The sequence below is a fragment of the Nocardia sp. BMG111209 genome (assembly GCF_000381925.1).
GTDB lineage: Bacteria > Actinomycetota > Actinomycetes > Mycobacteriales > Mycobacteriaceae > Nocardia.
This window is the reverse complement of record NZ_KB907307.1, coordinates 3,593,986-3,609,662: the sequence shown is the minus strand read 5'-3', so window position 1 is coordinate 3,609,662 and position 15,677 is coordinate 3,593,986. Positions and strand designations below refer to the sequence as shown.

Here is a 15,677-nt window from a genome sequence, read left to right as displayed (position 1 = left end):
CGCAACCTTCGAACCCCTTGTGAGACAACGATGATCAACGTACTGTCCCGCCGCTCCCGCACCCTGCTGGCGGCCGCGGCCGCCGTCGGGCTCGCCGTGCTGACCGGCTGTTCCGATTCGTCCTCCCCGGCCGCCTCCTCCGGATACAGCGGCCCGATCGGCTCGGTCGACCTGAAGTCGGTGTGCCCGGCCAAGATCGTGCTGCAGACCGACTGGAATCCGGAGGCCGAGCACGGCATGCTCTACCAATTGCTGGGCGCGGACCCGAAATTCGACGCTGGCGGCAAGCGGGTCAGCGGCCCGCTGTTCACCCACGGCGAGTACACCGGCGTGGACGTCGAGATCCGTGCCGGCGGACCGGCGATCGGCTTCCAGACCGTGACCTCCCAGCTGTACCAGGACCAGTCGATCATGCTCGGCATGGTGGACACCGACACCGAGATCCAGAACGCGGCAACCAATCCCACCACCGCGGTGTTCGCCACGCTGGACAAGAGCCCGCAGATGATCATGTGGGATCCGGCGACCTATCCGAACGTGCACGGCATCGCCGATCTGAAGGCCACGAAGGCCACCGTGCTGTACTTCCAGGGCGCCGCCTACATGGACTACCTGACCGGTGCGGGCATCCTGGACAAGGCGCAGATCGACGGCAGTTACGACGGCACCCCGGCCACCTTCGTCGCCGCGGGCGGAGCCAAGGCGCAGCAAGGGTTCTCGAGCTCCGAGCCGTATCTGTACCAGCAGAAGATCGCGCAGTGGCACAAGCCGGTCGCCTACCAGCTGGTGCACGATGTGGGCTTCCCGACCTACAAGTCCGCGATGTCGATCAGATCCGCTGAGCTGGACAAGAATTCGGCCTGCCTGCAGAAGCTGGTGCCGGTGCTGCAACGCGCCGAGGTCGACTACTTCGCCGATCCGTCCCGCGCCAACGACCTGATCGTCCAAGCGGTGCAGAAGTACAACACCGGCTGGGTGTACGACACCGGCAACGCCGACTATGCGACCCGGACCATGAAGGAGACCGGGCTGATCGCGCGCACCGGGATGGGCGGATTCGACGAGGCCCGCGTGCAGCACATGATCGACATCACCCGGCCGGTGTTCAGCGCGCAGAAGGTGACCGTGCCCGCCGATCTGAAGCCGGAACAGCTGGCCACCAACAAGTTCCTCGACAGCTCGATCGGGCTGCCGTCGTGACCGCCGCCCTGACTCCCACGCGGCCCGAGTTCGGGCGGGAGGACGTGGACGCGCTCGTCGACGATCTGCTCGCCCTGCTCGGCCCGCGCGGGGTCAGCACCCTCGATCGCGCGCTGGATCGCGCCGCGCGCGACGGCTCCGGCCTCAGCCCGATCCTGTCCGCACAGGATCTCGGCCGCCCGGATGCGGTGTGCTATCCCAAGTCCGCGGAGCAGGTTCCGGCGATCGTGCGGGCCGCGGTGCGCCGCGGAGTGCCGATCACCGCGCGCGGCAAGGGAACCGGTAACTACGGGCAGGTGGTGCCGCGCTTCGGCGGGCTGGTGATGGATATGACCTCGTTGTCGGCGGTCACCGGCCGCTCCGATACCACGATCACCGCCGAGGCCGGGGCGCGGATGGTGACCCTGGAGCAGGCCGCGTGGGCGGCCGGGCGGCAGCTGTGGATGTATCCGTCGACGGTGCAGTCCACGCTGGGCGGCTTCCTCGCCGGTGGCTCCGCGGGCACCGGCACGATCGTGCACGGCCGCAACCACATGGGTTTCGTCGAATCCCTCGATGTGGTGTTCGGCCACGAGGACGCGGAGATCGTGCACCTGGACGGCCTCGAGGCGCAGCCGCTGGTGCACACCTACGGGGTCGCCGGGATCATCGTCGCCGCGACTGTGCGGATCGAGCCGTTGCAGCAATGGTATTGCCCCTACGTGAGTTTCGACTCGCATCACGAGGCGTTCCCGGCGGCGCGGGCGGCCGGTGCGATCGCGCCGCTGCCGCGGCTGCTGTCGGCCGACCGCGCCGAACTCGTCGACGCGCTGCCCGCCGATCCGGCGCTGATCCGCGGCCGGGCCAACGTCCGCGGCATCGTCGACGCGGCGGCGCTGGACGAGACCCTGGCCGTGCTGGAGGCGGCCGGCGGGCGGGTGGAGGCGGTGCGCGAGGGCCTGCCGCAGACGCTGCGGGTGAGCACCCTGTCCTACAACCATCCCACCTGGTGGTTGCAGAAAGCGGTGCCGGACACCTACTTCCACATGGAGGTCTCCGGCGACGCGCTGGTCACCCGGCTGCGCGAGGTGGAGGCCGTGTACGACGGCGGGATGCTGCACCTCGACGTCGGCCACGGCACGGTGTTCGGCATGATCAACGGCGTCTACCACTGCCCGGAACAGGTGTACGACGGGGTGCCGGCGCTGCGCGCGCTCGGCGTGGGTGTGCATTCGCCGCATCAGTCCTATGTGGATCTGGACGCGGACCGGGTCCGGGCGATCGCCCGCGGCACCGATCCCAAGGGTCTGCTGAATCCGGGAAGGTGGCTGGAATGACAACGACCACAAGGCGATTCGCCGATCTCACCACCGCCGAGGTACCGCGTGCGCTGTCCCGCGACTCGATACTGGTGCTGCCCACCGGGGCGCTGGAACCGCACGGCCCGCATCTGCCGCTGCGCACCGATCTGCTGATCGCGGAGCGGACCGCGGCGGCCGCGGTGGATCGCGCGGCGGGGGCCGGCCAGGACGTCTGGCTGCTGCCCGCCCTCGGCTACACGAAATCCGATGAGCACGCGCACTTCCCGGGCGCGCTGTGGCTGCGCGCCGACACCCTGATGCGCACGGTGGTCGACATCGGCCGCAGTATCGCCGCCACCCCGGCGCGGCGGCTGCTGTTCGTCAACTGTCACGGCGGCAATTCGGCCCTGCTGGAGGTCGCGCTGCGGGAACTGCGGCGGCGCTTCGAATTACAGACCTTCCTGTACGGCGGACCCGCGCGTCCCGGCCCCACCGAGCAGGGCTTCGGCATCCACGCCGGCTGGGCCGAGACGTCGGTGATGTTGCATCTCGCCCCCGAACTGGTCGAGATGTCCGAGGCGCGGGCCGCGGTGCCGCACGCGATCGCCGGGCACAAACACGTCGGCTTCGGCAAGTCGGTCCGATTCGGCTGGCTCGCCGACGATTTCGCCGAATCCGGGGTGATCGGCGATCCCACCGGCGCCACCGCCGAGATCGGCGCGGAACTGTTCGCCGCGAACGTCGACACGCTCGTCGCGGCGCTGCCGGAGATCGCCGAATTCGATCCGGGCCGCGTGGGCTCGTGATCACCAGCGGCGCGGTCTTCGGAAGGGACTGCGCACCGGCGGAATTCGCGACCATCGATCCGATCCGGCTGGCGCGGTTGTGGATTCCGCCGACCGGCGCGGCGCCGCCGCCGCTGATGGCGCTGGCTACCGTCGGCGCGGACGGATATCCCCGGGTCCGGCACGTCCTGCTCAGCGAATTCGACGGCGGCGCGGTGTATTTCCACACCGATGCCGATTCGGCGAAGGTCGGTGAGCTGCGCGACCGGCCGTATGCGGCGGTGGCCCTCGCCTGGCCCGATGTGGGGCGGCAACTGCTGATCCGCGGGGCCGTCACGCGGGCCTCCGCCGCGGAGGAACGCGCCGTGTATGCCCGCCGCGGCCGCTATCTGCAACTGCTGGCCTGGCTCAACACCCCCGAACAGGCGGCGTTGCCGGTGGCGGCCCGGCACACCGCCTGGGCGGAATTCGACGCGGCCCACGCCGATCTCGAACCGCCCGGCAGCTGGGCCGGATTCGCCGTCCGGCCCGACGAATTCACCTTCTGGCGCGGCGATCCCGACGGCCCGTCCCAGCGGACCCGCTATCACCGCACCGAAACAGCTTGGACCGTGGAGGTTTTGCCCGGATGACCCTGATCGTGCACAACGCCGTACTGCTACCGGTGGCGGGGGAGAGGCCGTGGCTGTACGGCTGGTTCACCGTCGGCGACGACGGCCGGATCACCGCCCTCGGCGAGGGGGAACCACCCGCGCAGGCCGGGGAGCGTCTCGACGCCGAAGGCGCCTTCGTCGCACCGGGTTTCGTATCCGCGCACAGCCACATCTTCACCGCGGGTATGCGCGGCGTGGCCCCGAACGAGACCCTGTACCCCTGGGTGACCCGCAACACCGAGATGCTGCTGGCCGCCGGTGCCGAGGATCTCTATTGGCTGACCCTGGCCGGGGCGTTCGACTTCCTCGGCGCGGGCGTCACCTCCGCCTACAACTTCACCCAGAGCCGGGTACTGGCGAAGTTCGACTACGAGACGTCGAGCCTGAAGGCGGCCGCGGTCCGCCCGGTCGAATTCCTCACCCGCCAGATCGATGCCGCCGCCGACGCCGGACTGCGCACCGTGAACGCCGTCCGCCTCGACGACGAGCAGTTGCCCGAGCCGGAAGCACTGGCGGCCTTCGGATTCGCGATGGATCACATCGCGTCTGCGGTCCCGCCGGAGTTGAATCTCGGCGGTTCGGTGTTCGGGTCCGTGCAGTGGTCCACCGCACCGGTCACCGCCGAACGCGAATACGCGATGATGCGGCGTCACCGGGTCACCAACCAGGCGCATTTCGTGGAGACCGCGGAGCAGATCGATATCCAGCGCGCCAAATTCGAGTGGTACGACAAGGCCGGGGTGCTCGGTCCCGACTTCGCCTTCGGCCATTTCGTCCACCCCACCGGGCAGATGGTCGACCGCGCGGCCGAAACCGGTTGCGCGATGGTGTGGCAGCCGATGTCCAACGGCCGCCTCGGTTCCGGAATCGCCGACGTACCAAGGTTTCTCGGCGCCGGTATGCGGGTCGGGATCGGGCTGGACGATCAGTCCTGTACGGATGTCGCCGACCCGTTCGAGAATATGCGCACGGGCCTGTATCTGCAGCGCGCCAAGCATTCCGACGCCGCCGTGCTCACGCCCGACGCGATGCTGCATCTGCACACGCTCGGCGGCGCCGCCGCGATCGGTGTGGCCGACCGCGTCGGCTCGCTCGAGGTCGGCAAGTACGCCGATTTCGTGATCGTCGATCCGCGGCGGCCCGATCTGGGGCCGATCTGGGATCCGGTGGCCACCTACGTGCTGGCGTGCTCGCTGCGCAATCTGCGCGAGGTGTACGTCGGCGGACGGCGGGTGTGGGCCGACGGGGCCTCGACGCATCCGCTGGCCCCGGAGGCGTTCCGCCAGTTGCACGATCGCATGGTCCGGGTCGCCGGGGAGAACGGATTCCGTTGCGCGATAACGCGTTCCGCGGCGTGAGGGTCGCGGCCCGACTCAGGGGTGCGCGGGTGCCCGCGTGGTGAGCCAGGTGGTGAGGTAGTCCAGTACCGCCGGGTCGATGGTGGTGTCGATGCTGCCGTATTCGCCGACCGCGCCGGTCGCGGTGGGCTGCATCAGATGGTTGAGGCCGTCGAACACGTGCACGTCAGCGTCCGGATCGGCGGCGAGGTGCCGGCGCATCGGCGGCTCGCTCTGCGCGGGCGGCACCTGCAGATCCTTACCGCCGAAGAATGCGAGCACGGGCATCCGCAACGCCGACAACGCCGGTGCCGGATCGTAGTTCAGGAAGGACCGGAAGTTCGTGGAGGTGTAGTAGTCCAGCGCGGCGGCCGGTTGTTCCCGTCCCGGCGTCAGCGTGGCGGTGTGATCGCGGAACAGATCGCGGGCGGCGTCGGTATCGCCCGCGCGGATCAATGTGGTGAGCGTGCCGACGAATTCGAGTTGGTGATGGATCGCCTCGCGGCTCATCCCCGCCGCACCCGCGATCAGTTCGTTCTGTTCCAGCAGCACATCCGACCCGGTGACCGCGGGGCCCGCCATCAGGATCACGAAGGCCACACCGCTGTTCGGCCGCGACGCGACCAGCGGCGCGAGATAGCCGCCCTCGCTGTGCCCGAGCAGTCCGATCCGCGCGGCGTCGATATCGCCGCGGCCGCGCAGATAGGAGATACCCGCCGCCGCGTCGTCGGCGAGATCGGTGTAGTCGGCGTCGTTCAGGTCGCCACCGGTGCCGCCGACTCCCCGCTTGTCCGTACGCAATACGGCATATCCGGCGCGGGTGAGGGTATCGGCCAGCAGCAGGAAGGGTTTGTGCCCGAAGATCTGCTCGTCCCGATCGTTGGGGCCGCTGCCCGCGATGAGCACCACCGCCGGATGCGGGCCGGGCGAATCCGGCACGGTGACCGTTCCCGCGATCGTGAGGTCACCGTTGCGGAAGGTGACATCGTCGGACCGGTAGGGCCACGGTGGCCGCGGCTCCTGGGGCCGCGGCGGTGTCGGAACCTTCCCGCGCCGCAACGTGATCGGGCGTTCGCCGCCGGCCTGGACGAAGGTACCGGTGATCGCGTCGGCAGCATGGTCGTAGCGGCCTCGGAAGGACACGTTCCCCGGCAGCCGCGGCACCGTGAACGACACGTCCGACGCGGTCCGCACCTGCTCCAATGGTACCTCGAACGCGCCCTGGATCGGGATGTCCAGGCTCCCGCTGCCGTCGGCGAACGAAACACCTACCGGTAGTTGGAGATTCGGTAGATCCAAGGTGCCGTTCCAGTCGCCGGTGAGGTCGGCGCCCGGGGTCGGCGCCGCAGGCTCACCCGGTCCTCGGTGCGCACACGCGCCTGCCAGTACGGCGACGAGCAACACCAACGTCAGCGATCGCAGCGAGGCCATGGGGTCAGCGTAGACACCGATCGCCCGGGGCGGGGCGGACACTCGCTGCCGGACCTCGACCGCGTCCTGGTGATCGCGTCGAGGATTCGCTCGGTGCCGTCGTGGCCGTCGACTTTTCGGATGGTCGTCACCTGCGGGTTCGCCGCGCGGCTGACGGTGACGGGGAAGACAAGACTGTTTGTTCCCGGTTCGTCGCGGCATCCTGGCACGGCCGATCCAGGACGGAGAACCGCCGATGAACGCCTCGCACGCCGACACACCGCTGCATCTGGCCGGGAACAACGCGCCGGTCACCGCGGAGGTGACCGTGGCACCCACCGAGGTGGTGGGGCAGATCCCGCCCGAGCTGGCGGGCATGTTCGTGCGCAACGGTCCCAATCCGCGCACCGGCCGGTCACCGCACTACTTCGCCGGTGACGGCATGGTGCACACGGTCGCCCTGTCCGGCGGTCGTGCCCGGTGGTACCGCAACCGCTATGTGCGTACCCCGCTGTACGACAATCCCGGGCGTTCCCGGGCCGAACTGGCCTTCGATCCCGGTACCGCGACGATGGACTATCGGGTCACCACCGCCAACACCCATCTGCTCGCGCTGGAGGAGGGCGGCTTCCCTTACGAACTCACCCCGGATCTGGATACGGTGGGCCCGTACACATTCGGTGGCGCGCTGGCGACGCCCATGACCGCGCATCCCAAGATATGCTCTGTCACAGGCGAATTGCTGTTCTTCGGGACTCGGCTGCGACCGCCGTATCTGACCTGTTACCGCGTCGCGGCCGACGGGCGGCTGCATGCCCGGGTCATCGAGACTCCGTGCGCGACCATGATGCACGACTTCGCCGTCACCGAGAACCATCTGGTGTTCATGGATCTGCCGGTGGTCTTCGACCGGGCCGTGCCGGGCTGGCGGTGGGACGATACGCATCGGGCGCGCTTCGGGGTGACGGCCCGCGCCGGTGGGCCGGTCCGCTGGTTCGATGTGACGCCCTGCTATGTCTGGCACACGCTCAACGCGTTCGAGGCGGACGGGATCCTCACCGTCACCGGTACCCGGGTGCCGAGCCTGTGGCGTGGGGGCGCCGACGACATCAGTGGCGGACTTCCCCGCCTGTACCGGTGGCGGCTGGATCTCGTTCGTGGCACCGTCGCCGAGGAGCAACTCGACGACGCCGTGGTGGAATATCCCCGCGTGGCCGACACGGTGATCGGGCAGGCGCATCGGTTCGGATATCTGACCAGTTTCTCGCTGGACGCCCGGCCGTCGCATTCCCTGATCCACCGCTACGACTTCACCGGTGGTGTCATCCGCCGCACCCATCGGCTGCCCGACGGCCATACCTGCGGCGAGGCCGTCTTCGTTCCGCGCTCGTGGGGGCGGGGGGAGGACGACGGGTATCTGCTCACCTTCGCGCACGACCGTGGCCGCGACACCGGCTATCTGCTGATCCTCGATGCCGCCGATCTCGACGCCGCACCGATCGCTGAGGTGCATCTGCCCGTGCGGGTTCCCAACGGCTTCCACGGCATCTGGGTTCCGGACTCGGTGTGAGCCGACCTGCGGCCGATGCAGCCGTGCGGCGGCTTCGGCTCGGGCACCCGCCGATCCGCGCTCGCCGCGCGGCCCGCGCGGCTCGGGTGGAGAATGGAAACACTGTTTCCCCATGGAGGTGCCCGTGCGATACGCGATCATCGGCTGCGGCAATGTCGGGATGGAATTGGCCCGGCGCTGGACCGGCGGCGGGCACACCGTGGTGGGGACCACCACTACGCCGGAACGGATCCCGGAACTGCGTGGGGTGTGTACGACGGTGGTGGTCGCGCGCGGCTCGAACCGGGAGGCCGTGGCCCGTGCGGTGGACGGTGCCGATGCTGTCGTGCTGACCGTGAGCCCGCGGCTGACGCGGGCATTCGATGCGGCGTCCCGGGTCGCGGAGTACGCCGACACACTGGTGGCCAGCGCGCGGGTGGCCGTGGATCTGCACGAGCGGGTGGTGTTCGCCGGTTCCGGCTCGGTGTACGGGGCGGCGTCCGGTATCGAGGTCGACGAATCCACCCCGGCGACCGACGATCCGGACGCGTCGCCGCGCAATTTCCTTGCCGCGGAACAGGTAGTGTTGAGTGCGCGGCGTGGCGCGGTGGTCCGGATACCCGATGTCTACGGACATCCTCGGGATATGGACTATCCCGCGCGGGTTCGGTTCGCGCACGAAAGACTCGGCGGCAGTGTGCCGTTCGCGGCGGATGCGTTGTTGTATCGGATCGACTACCGGGATGCCGCGGCGGCGTTGGACCATGTGGTCGCTCGTGGGCTCACCGGTGTCTACAACGCGTATCCGGATGCCGTGGTGCCGCCGACCAATGAGCAGGTCTTCGCCGAGATCTGTGCTGCGACAGGGCTTCCCGCGCTCACGTATCGGGGTGAGATCAAGGCGCCGGAGGTGCCGATCAGCTCGGCGCGGTTGCGGGCCACCGGATTCCGGTTCGCTCACGAATGATCGGTGGGGCCACGATCGTGGCGCGGGAGTGCCTGCCGTCGCCCGATCCGGTTCGTTGTGGGACGGCCGCTGCTCCTCGGACGTCCTGTTGACCGGACACGCTGTACTGGTGGGCGGTGGGGCCACGATCGTGTCCCGGACACCTTGTGCTGGTGTACTTCCGAGCTCAGAGCGGCCGGTGGAAGCCCGGTGAGGCGACGGACAGGCGCAGACTTTCGTCGCGGTGGGTGAGGGAGAGTTCGTACCAATCCGGGGTGCGGGCCTGCGCGACGATCCCGTCGGCGTCGGTGGACAGGGTGACCGTCCAGCCCTGCTGTTCCCAGATCCGGACGATCACCGGCGGATAGCTGCCGGGACGGTCCGGGGCCGGGGGCACGAGCCGGTAGCGGGTCTCGAGCCGGTCGACCTGGTAGATGTTGCCTGCGTCGTCGTCGAACGGCAGTATCGTTTCGCCGTCCGGGCCATCCTGTGGATGTACCCGGACCTGGCCGCCCAGTGCGTCGAGCAGTTCGGCGACGAGCTCGCGGATACGTTCGCGCGCAAGGTCTTCGGTGAGCTCGCGGTTCCAGACCACCGCGCGGGCCGCTCGTGGCATGGAGCGGACCGCTCGGCGCAACTGTTCCGGGGTGGGGGCCACGGTGGGCTGGGGCGGACGGTCACGTTCGAGCCGGAAGCCGTAGCTCATCAGGTCGTCGAGGGTGCGGGCGAAGGGCAGCGGCCGGTCGAGGTTGCCACCCGCCTCCCAGCCGATCGTCCCGGCGGGCAGGTCGGGGGAGACGAAATAGCGGGTGCCACCGAGACCTCGGGTGACCAGCGTCGCCCGGTCTCCCGGAATGTCCTCGGCCGCTTCCCAATTGCGGATCGGGTCGGCCAGGTTCAGATCCCGGTACGTCCGCATGTCGCGAGGCCGGGTGGGGCCGAACGATATTCCGTCGAGGTCGGTGAATCCCGCGTGCACCGTGCCGAGGAACGCCCGCAGTGGTTCGGGGAGCGTGTCCCAGTGCGGGGGCCGGTCGGCGCCGAAGGTCGCGGGGTCCCACCCGATCCGGAACTCGTGCGCCGCGAACGGCTTTCGCAGTGCGTAGAGCAGTATCCAATCGCCGCGGAGCAGGCAGATTCGGACGTCGTCGAGGCATTCGTTCAGCACGAACGCGAATCGCGGTAGCAGGTCGGTGAAGAGGTCGAAATTCCAGCGGGCCACGGCCGCGGCGCGGCGGGTGCGGGGGTCCCGGGCGCGGGCGATGTCCGTCCAGTCCGCCGGTACCCGGGCCGCGGCCGCCGAGCCCGGTTCGACCAACTGTGCGGAGCCGGAACCGAATTCCGCGACGACCCGCGCGAAGTCGACAGTGTCCACGGGCCTCATCGAACAGTATTCCCACCGCTGAGACGAGGACGAGGCGGAGCGCGACCGGTGGTGGCGTCGCCCGGTTCGGCGGTGGCGCGGCGATGCCGGGTGCGGCGTCGGCGGGTGGGTTACTGTCCCGGAATGTCGTCGATTCGTCCCGCGCCTCGCCGGTGGTTCTGGTCCCACGATATCCAGCCCGATCAGATCGGGGGGCTGACCATGCCGGGGATGCGGTTGCAGCGACTGGCGAACTACCGGCGCGGGGTGCGGGATGCGCGGCGGTTCGCCGCCTTCTACCACGACGACGGTGGTGCGGACGCGCCGCCGCGGACCTGGCTCGTCGACGCGGACGCCGATGCCGCGGGTGCGCACGCCGAGCGGGCCGCGACGGTCAGCGTCGATGTCACGCCGGACGACGGTGCCGTCCGCTTCACGCTCGTCCTCGACGCCGAACCGAATCCCGGCCGCACGCTGCACACCGATCTCGGGGCCGACGAACTGACCGCACTGCTCGACGGGCGGGCCGTGGTGGACTTCGCGACCTATCGGCGCGACGGAAACCGTTGCTTCGCAGCGATTGTCGAGCCCGGCCCCGGGTCCGTCTTCTTTCCGGCCCTGGGCCGCGACGCGGCGCGGTCCGCGCTGAAGGCGCGCAACGTACTGCCGACCAGGGTGCGCGCCTACCATTCCCCGGCCGGCTGGCAACTGGCCGTCGTCGCCGAACCCGCCGACGGCACCGCCTGGTGGGTTCACGCCGATGTGGACGCCGACGACGTCTCCGCCGAATTCGAACGGCACCGGGCCTATCCGATGGATCTCGACGCCACCGGGCACGGGCTGGGCGTCCGGTTCGCGGGTGTCGCGGCCCGCTGAGCGTCGGGCGGTGTCCGGCAACAATTCCCGGTGAACCATCGGTGGCTGTGAATCGTTAGACTCGCGCCGGTGGTATCGGCTCGGATCGTGCCACGAGTTGGGAGTGAAGTCATGGCAGGAGAATCGGCGCCCGGGCGCGGGCTCGAGTTCGCCGGTTCCGGTGCGCAGTCGGCCCCGTGGGGGACGCCGCCACCGGCAGGTCCCGTTCTCGCCGACCGTTATCGGCTCGACGCGCTGCTCGGCAGCGGTGGTATGGGGGATGTGTGGCGGGCCACCGACCTTCTCCTGCACCAGACCGTCGCGGTGAAACAGGTGCGCATCCCGCCCGAGGCGGATGCCGAAGCGGCGCAGATGTTGTGCGAGCGCACACTGCGCGAGGCGCGCGCGGCGGCCCGGCTGCGGTCGCATCCGTCGATCGTCACCGTCCACGATGTCGTCGTCGAGGATGGGCGGCCGTGGATCATCATGGAATTGGTGGACGGCCGATCCCTGGACCGGATCGTGGCGGAGCAGGGACCGTTGCCGGTGGAGTGGGTCGCGAACATCGGCCTCGCGCTGCTGGACGGGCTGGCCGCCGCCCATGCCGGCGCGGTGCTGCACCGTGATGTCAAACCGGCGAACGTGATGCTGTGCCGTGACGGCCGGGTCGTGCTCACCGATTTCGGAATCGCCACTGTGGCAGGCGATATCGCGCTCACGCGCACCGATATGATCAACGGCTCGCCCGGCTACGTGGCGCCGGAGCGACTCGACGGTGAGAAGGGGCAGGCGGCCTCGGATCTGTGGTCGCTGGGGGCGACCCTGTACTTCGCGGTCGAGGGCCATCCACCGTACGAACGCGACGAGATGCTCGCCGTACTCGTCGCCACCGTCAGCGCGGATCCGGATCCGATGCGGCTGGCCGGGCCGATCACGCCGGTGCTGACCGGTCTGCTGCAGCGCGATCCGCGGCAGCGCATGACCGATGTCCAGGCGCGGGGGATCCTGCGGTCGGTCAGCACGGGGGAGTCCGTGCCGCCGGTCCGAGCGAACTCGCCGGTGCCGCCGGTCCGCGCCGGTGGCCGATGGGGTGTGGCCGTCGCCGTCGTCGCTGCCGTGGCGCTGCTGCTGGTCGGTGGTGTGGTCGCGTTCGTATATGCCCGGCACGGCACCGGCACCCCGACCGCCGCGCCGCGGCCGTCGGGAGCGACCGGGGCCACGCCGGCGCCGATCCGGACCACGGCGGCCGCCGCCGGCTCGGGGGCGCTCATCATGGCCGATCCGGAGGCGTGTTCGCTGTTCACCGACGAGGCGGCCGGCGCGATCCTCGGCACCGCCGTGACCAGCCAATTCCAAACGCACAGTGCGTGTCAGTGGTCCACGCCCAACAGTGGGACCTTCGCCTCGGTGACGCTGATCCGCCTGGTCAGCATCACGCAGGCGCAGGACACCTTCGCGATGGAGAAGCAGGACATGCGCGACGAGCCGCGTCGCTCGCCGGGCACCTCCGTCCGCGCCGACACCACCGTCGGTGACGAGTCGTTCTCCTACACCAAGCCCGACTCCGGCAACCCGGTGCACCCCGCGATGGTGATGTTCCGGCAGCGCAACATGCTGGTGACGGTGTATGTCAGCGCGTCCGCGCCGGATTACGCACTGGCCGACCAGTTCGCGTCGGCGGTCTCGGGGACCCTCGGGAAGCTGAGCTGAGCGGTGCTGGACCGGTTGCGGGAGATGGGCTGTGCCGCAACGTTGTTCGGGCGGTGAATGGCAGGCCGAGCCGTGCTGTATCTGCGGCTCTCGATCGAAACAGCCGTGCACGACCCGGCGACCGTCCTCGTCGTCGAGTACCCGGGTGAAACGGGTGGCATCGTGACATCGTTCGTGCTGGAAGCGGCCGGGTGCCGGAGCCGGGATCGCCGGTGACGGTGGCGGCCCACCACCGGTGTGCGGGGATCGGCACCGGAGGTGGGCGCGCTCGCCACCCAGGGTGGGTAGTGGCGCGGGGCCGGGGTCGTGACCATGGAAGGGACTCCGAAATCCCGTTCGGGGCTTCGAATTCCACGTCGCGCCGATCCAGAAGGACCGAACCATGCGCACTCTCGCCCTTGCCGCCGGACTGCTGACCGCCGTTTCCGCCTGCGCGTTCGGTGTCGCCACCACCGCCACCACCGCCGCTGCCCAGATCCCGTCCGCGCTGGTCGGGACCTGGATCACCGATTCCGCGAACAGTCCGGCCGGGCCCGGTGGGGTCTCGGAGTATCGGTTCGCGGCCGACGGGACCTATGTCCTGCAGATGGTCAACAACAACACCGGTGGTGGCGCGGCGCTCGCCGGACGCTACGACGTCGAGGGCAATACGTTGCGCGCCACCATCGATCGCTGCGCGCCGTATGCCTGTGGCGCGAACATTCCGAAGGTCACCACCGACACCATCGGGGTGCGCGGGGCCGTCCTGACCATCGGCGCCGTCACCTACGCGCGCGAGAACTGATCCGGCGGACGGCCTTCCGGCCCGGCGGTGTAACCACGCGCCTATCTGTTGGTGTCCGGGTGAATACGGAAGGAGCGCAAGGCTTCCGGAGTCCGCCGGGCACGACCGGAAGGAAATTCGGAATGTCACCTTCGAACAGCAGCCGTGTGGCGGCGATAGCGCGGCTCGCCGGAATCGCCGCGACGATGGCCGCGGCGCCGGCGATGGCCGTCGGTCTCGCCGGGCCGGCCGGTGCGGCGGTCGCGCCGGCCGCGCAGAGCGCCGTGGTCGGGGCCGCGGCGCAGGCCCATCTCGCGGCGGTGTTCGCGCCGGAGATCACGGCGCAGCCTGTCGCCGCCCAGGGCGTGCAGCACGACGCGGAGACGAACCCGTTCCATCAGTTCCATCAGTTCCAGCAGGGGCCGTTCCGGCAGGGACAACCGTTCAATCAGGTGGAGCCGTTCCATCAGGCGCCCCCGGGCTTCGTGCAGATCATCGAGCCGTAGCCCGTCCTCCTTGTGTCGATTGTTCTTGCGGCACAGCATGTTCCGTGTCCGTCGTCGGGTTCCGATCGTCCGGCGGCGGGTGCGGGCAGCCGGTGCCGCCCTGCGGGAAGTGAGTGTGCTCGGATGAATTCGACCACCCGGAACATGCAGATCGTGGTGAAGGTCTCCAAGTTCTGCAATCTGCGATGCCGATACTGCTACGAATATCCGGAGCTGGGAAATCGCGCGGCCATGTCCCGTGTGCAGCTCATCGCCATGTATCGCGGGCTCCGCGACCATTTCCGGGCGGCCGACGAACGCGACGGTGCCCGGACCGCACTGGATTTCATCTGGCACGGCGGGGAGCCGCTGATGCAACCGGCGTGGTTCTATCGGCAGACGCTGGCCGATCAGCGCGAGATCTTCGGTAACCACATCGCGACCTCGAACAGTGTGCAGACGAATTTGACGGTTCTCGACGACGACCGCCGGCAACTGCTCGCCGACGGATTCGATTCGGTCGGGGTCTCCCTCGACGTGATCGGGGGACTGCGGGTGAATCAGGCCGGGCGCGATTCGCAGCGCCGCGTGGCCGCGAACCTCGACGAACTGGTGGCCGCGGGGGTGTCGGTGGGATGTATTTCGGTGCTGACCGCGCAGAACATCGATGCCGTGGCGCAGGTGTTCCGATTCTTCGAGGAACGCGATCTCAATTTCCGGGTGCTGCCGTTGTTCGACACCGGCGAGGCCGGTCAGACCACACCGTTCGAGGTGACCGCGGAGCAGGAATTCGCCGCGCTGGTGCAACTGGCCGAGTTGTGGCTCGCGGGCGATACGCTGCAGCGGCCACCGGCGCCGCTGGACAATTACGTCCGGATCGCGGCCCGATATCTCGCCGGCGCCCGGGGGCCGGATTATCGGGACCGCCGCGAATGGCTGCCCGTCGTGCTCGTGAACACCGACGGCGCCTGTTTCACCTACGGCGAACCCTACGGCGATCCCACCTGGTCGATCGGCAACATCTTCACCGAATCGTTCGGCGAGATGCTGGCGGGCCCGGTGTTCGAGCGTTGCGCCGTCGAGGCCGAACGCCGGGTCGCGCGAAACTGCCTGTCCTGCCCCTTCTTCGACGCGTGCGGTGGATCGCTGGTGGCCGAGACCGAAGCGCGCGAGCGCGACGACGACGGTCACGGCACCCTGCTGTGCACCGGGCGGCCGGTGATCGCCCATCTCGCCGAGAGTCTGCGCGGCCGGGTGCCAGCGACGGTGGCGCAGTGGCGGCATCAGCACGCGACCGCCTGATTCCGTTGCCACGCACCGTGTCCGGCACATCCTTTCCGC

14 protein-coding genes are annotated in these 15,677 nt (G+C 69.4%); 12 read left to right on the top strand and 2 right to left on the bottom strand.

Annotation, left to right across the window (positions count from 1 at the left end; all coding sequences use genetic code 11):
- The first annotated feature begins 30 nt into the window (after window positions 1-30).
- The 5 genes from G361_RS0116615 to G361_RS0116595 are packed head-to-tail and all read left to right on the top strand — an operon-like array spanning window position 31 to window position 5,276.
- Window positions 31-1,200, top strand: a complete 1,170-nt coding sequence (locus tag G361_RS0116615; RefSeq protein WP_019928224.1) for a hypothetical protein — start codon at window positions 31-33, stop codon at window positions 1,198-1,200.
- On the top strand, window positions 1,197-2,516 hold the full coding sequence (locus tag G361_RS0116610) for an FAD-binding oxidoreductase (RefSeq protein ID WP_019928223.1): 1,320 nt from the start codon (window positions 1,197-1,199) through the stop codon (window positions 2,514-2,516). Before G361_RS0116615 ends, G361_RS0116610 begins: the two co-directional genes overlap by 4 nt.
- Entirely contained in the window at window positions 2,513-3,286 is a 774-nt protein-coding gene (locus G361_RS0116605) for a creatininase family protein (protein WP_019928222.1), read from the top strand. Before G361_RS0116610 ends, G361_RS0116605 begins: the two co-directional genes overlap by 4 nt.
- Window positions 3,283-3,897: a pyridoxal 5'-phosphate synthase gene (locus G361_RS0116600; protein WP_019928221.1), complete on the top strand. Its 615-nt coding sequence runs from the start codon at window positions 3,283-3,285 to the stop codon at window positions 3,895-3,897. The genes G361_RS0116605 and G361_RS0116600 overlap by 4 nt, the downstream gene beginning before the upstream one ends.
- Window positions 3,894-5,276, top strand: a complete 1,383-nt coding sequence (locus G361_RS0116595) for an amidohydrolase family protein (protein ID WP_019928220.1) — start codon at window positions 3,894-3,896, stop codon at window positions 5,274-5,276. The genes G361_RS0116600 and G361_RS0116595 overlap by 4 nt, the downstream gene beginning before the upstream one ends.
- Before the next feature lie 15 nt (window positions 5,277-5,291).
- Here the strand turns inward: G361_RS0116595 and G361_RS0116590 are convergent, their stop codons facing one another.
- A complete protein-coding gene (locus G361_RS0116590) occupies window positions 5,292-6,686 on the bottom strand; it encodes a S9 family peptidase (RefSeq protein ID WP_019928219.1) in 1,395 nt (464 codons plus the stop codon).
- A 235-nt stretch (window positions 6,687-6,921) separates the two neighbouring features.
- Here G361_RS0116590 and G361_RS0116585 point away from each other — a divergent pair, with 235 nt between their 5' ends.
- Both G361_RS0116585 and G361_RS0116580 read left to right on the top strand, forming a co-directional pair.
- Complete coding sequence (locus G361_RS0116585; protein ID WP_019928218.1) at window positions 6,922-8,235, top strand: carotenoid oxygenase family protein; 1,314 nt, start codon at window positions 6,922-6,924, stop codon at window positions 8,233-8,235.
- Window positions 8,236-8,347: 112 nt separating this feature from the next.
- A complete protein-coding gene (locus tag G361_RS0116580) occupies window positions 8,348-9,181 on the top strand; it encodes an NAD-dependent epimerase/dehydratase family protein (protein WP_019928217.1) in 834 nt (277 codons plus the stop codon).
- A gap of 166 nt (window positions 9,182-9,347) precedes the next feature.
- Here G361_RS0116580 and G361_RS0116575 read toward each other — a convergent pair whose 3' ends face one another.
- On the bottom strand, window positions 9,348-10,535 hold the full coding sequence (locus tag G361_RS0116575; RefSeq protein WP_019928216.1) for a hypothetical protein: 1,188 nt from the start codon (window positions 10,533-10,535) through the stop codon (window positions 9,348-9,350).
- Window positions 10,536-10,667: 132 nt separating this feature from the next.
- Here G361_RS0116575 and G361_RS0116570 point away from each other — a divergent pair, with 132 nt between their 5' ends.
- From G361_RS0116570 to G361_RS43855, 5 genes are all read left to right on the top strand, one after another.
- Complete coding sequence (locus tag G361_RS0116570) at window positions 10,668-11,399, top strand: hypothetical protein (RefSeq protein ID WP_019928215.1); 732 nt, start codon at window positions 10,668-10,670, stop codon at window positions 11,397-11,399.
- Window positions 11,400-11,510: 111 nt separating this feature from the next.
- Complete coding sequence (locus G361_RS43860; RefSeq protein WP_052172673.1) at window positions 11,511-13,088, top strand: serine/threonine-protein kinase; 1,578 nt, start codon at window positions 11,511-11,513, stop codon at window positions 13,086-13,088.
- A 382-nt stretch (window positions 13,089-13,470) separates the two neighbouring features.
- On the top strand, window positions 13,471-13,872 hold the full coding sequence (locus tag G361_RS0116555; protein WP_019928213.1) for a hypothetical protein: 402 nt from the start codon (window positions 13,471-13,473) through the stop codon (window positions 13,870-13,872).
- Window positions 13,873-13,994: 122 nt separating this feature from the next.
- Window positions 13,995-14,357, top strand: coding sequence for a hypothetical protein (locus tag G361_RS0116550; protein ID WP_155981475.1), 363 nt, complete (start codon window positions 13,995-13,997; stop codon window positions 14,355-14,357).
- A 123-nt stretch (window positions 14,358-14,480) separates the two neighbouring features.
- Window positions 14,481-15,638, top strand: coding sequence for a radical SAM protein (locus G361_RS43855; protein WP_019928211.1), 1,158 nt, complete (start codon window positions 14,481-14,483; stop codon window positions 15,636-15,638).
- The last annotated feature ends 39 nt before the right edge of the window (window positions 15,639-15,677 follow it).

Coding starts and splice junctions, on each gene's coding strand:
- G361_RS0116615 (WP_019928224.1), top strand. CDS start 31: ATGATCAACGTACTGTCCCGCCGCTCCCGCACCCTGCTGGCGGCCGCG.
- G361_RS0116605 (WP_019928222.1), top strand. CDS start 2,513: ATGACAACGACCACAAGGCGATTCGCCGATCTCACCACCGCCGAGGTA.
- G361_RS0116595 (WP_019928220.1), top strand. CDS start 3,894: ATGACCCTGATCGTGCACAACGCCGTACTGCTACCGGTGGCGGGGGAG.
- G361_RS0116590 (WP_019928219.1), bottom strand. CDS start 6,686: ATGGCCTCGCTGCGATCGCTGACGTTGGTGTTGCTCGTCGCCGTACTG.
- G361_RS0116585 (WP_019928218.1), top strand. CDS start 6,922: ATGAACGCCTCGCACGCCGACACACCGCTGCATCTGGCCGGGAACAAC.
- G361_RS0116580 (WP_019928217.1), top strand. CDS start 8,348: ATGGAGGTGCCCGTGCGATACGCGATCATCGGCTGCGGCAATGTCGGG.
- G361_RS0116570 (WP_019928215.1), top strand. CDS start 10,668: ATGTCGTCGATTCGTCCCGCGCCTCGCCGGTGGTTCTGGTCCCACGAT.
- G361_RS43860 (WP_052172673.1), top strand. CDS start 11,511: ATGGCAGGAGAATCGGCGCCCGGGCGCGGGCTCGAGTTCGCCGGTTCC.
- G361_RS0116555 (WP_019928213.1), top strand. CDS start 13,471: ATGCGCACTCTCGCCCTTGCCGCCGGACTGCTGACCGCCGTTTCCGCC.
- G361_RS0116550 (WP_155981475.1), top strand. CDS start 13,995: ATGTCACCTTCGAACAGCAGCCGTGTGGCGGCGATAGCGCGGCTCGCC.
- G361_RS43855 (WP_019928211.1), top strand. CDS start 14,481: ATGAATTCGACCACCCGGAACATGCAGATCGTGGTGAAGGTCTCCAAG.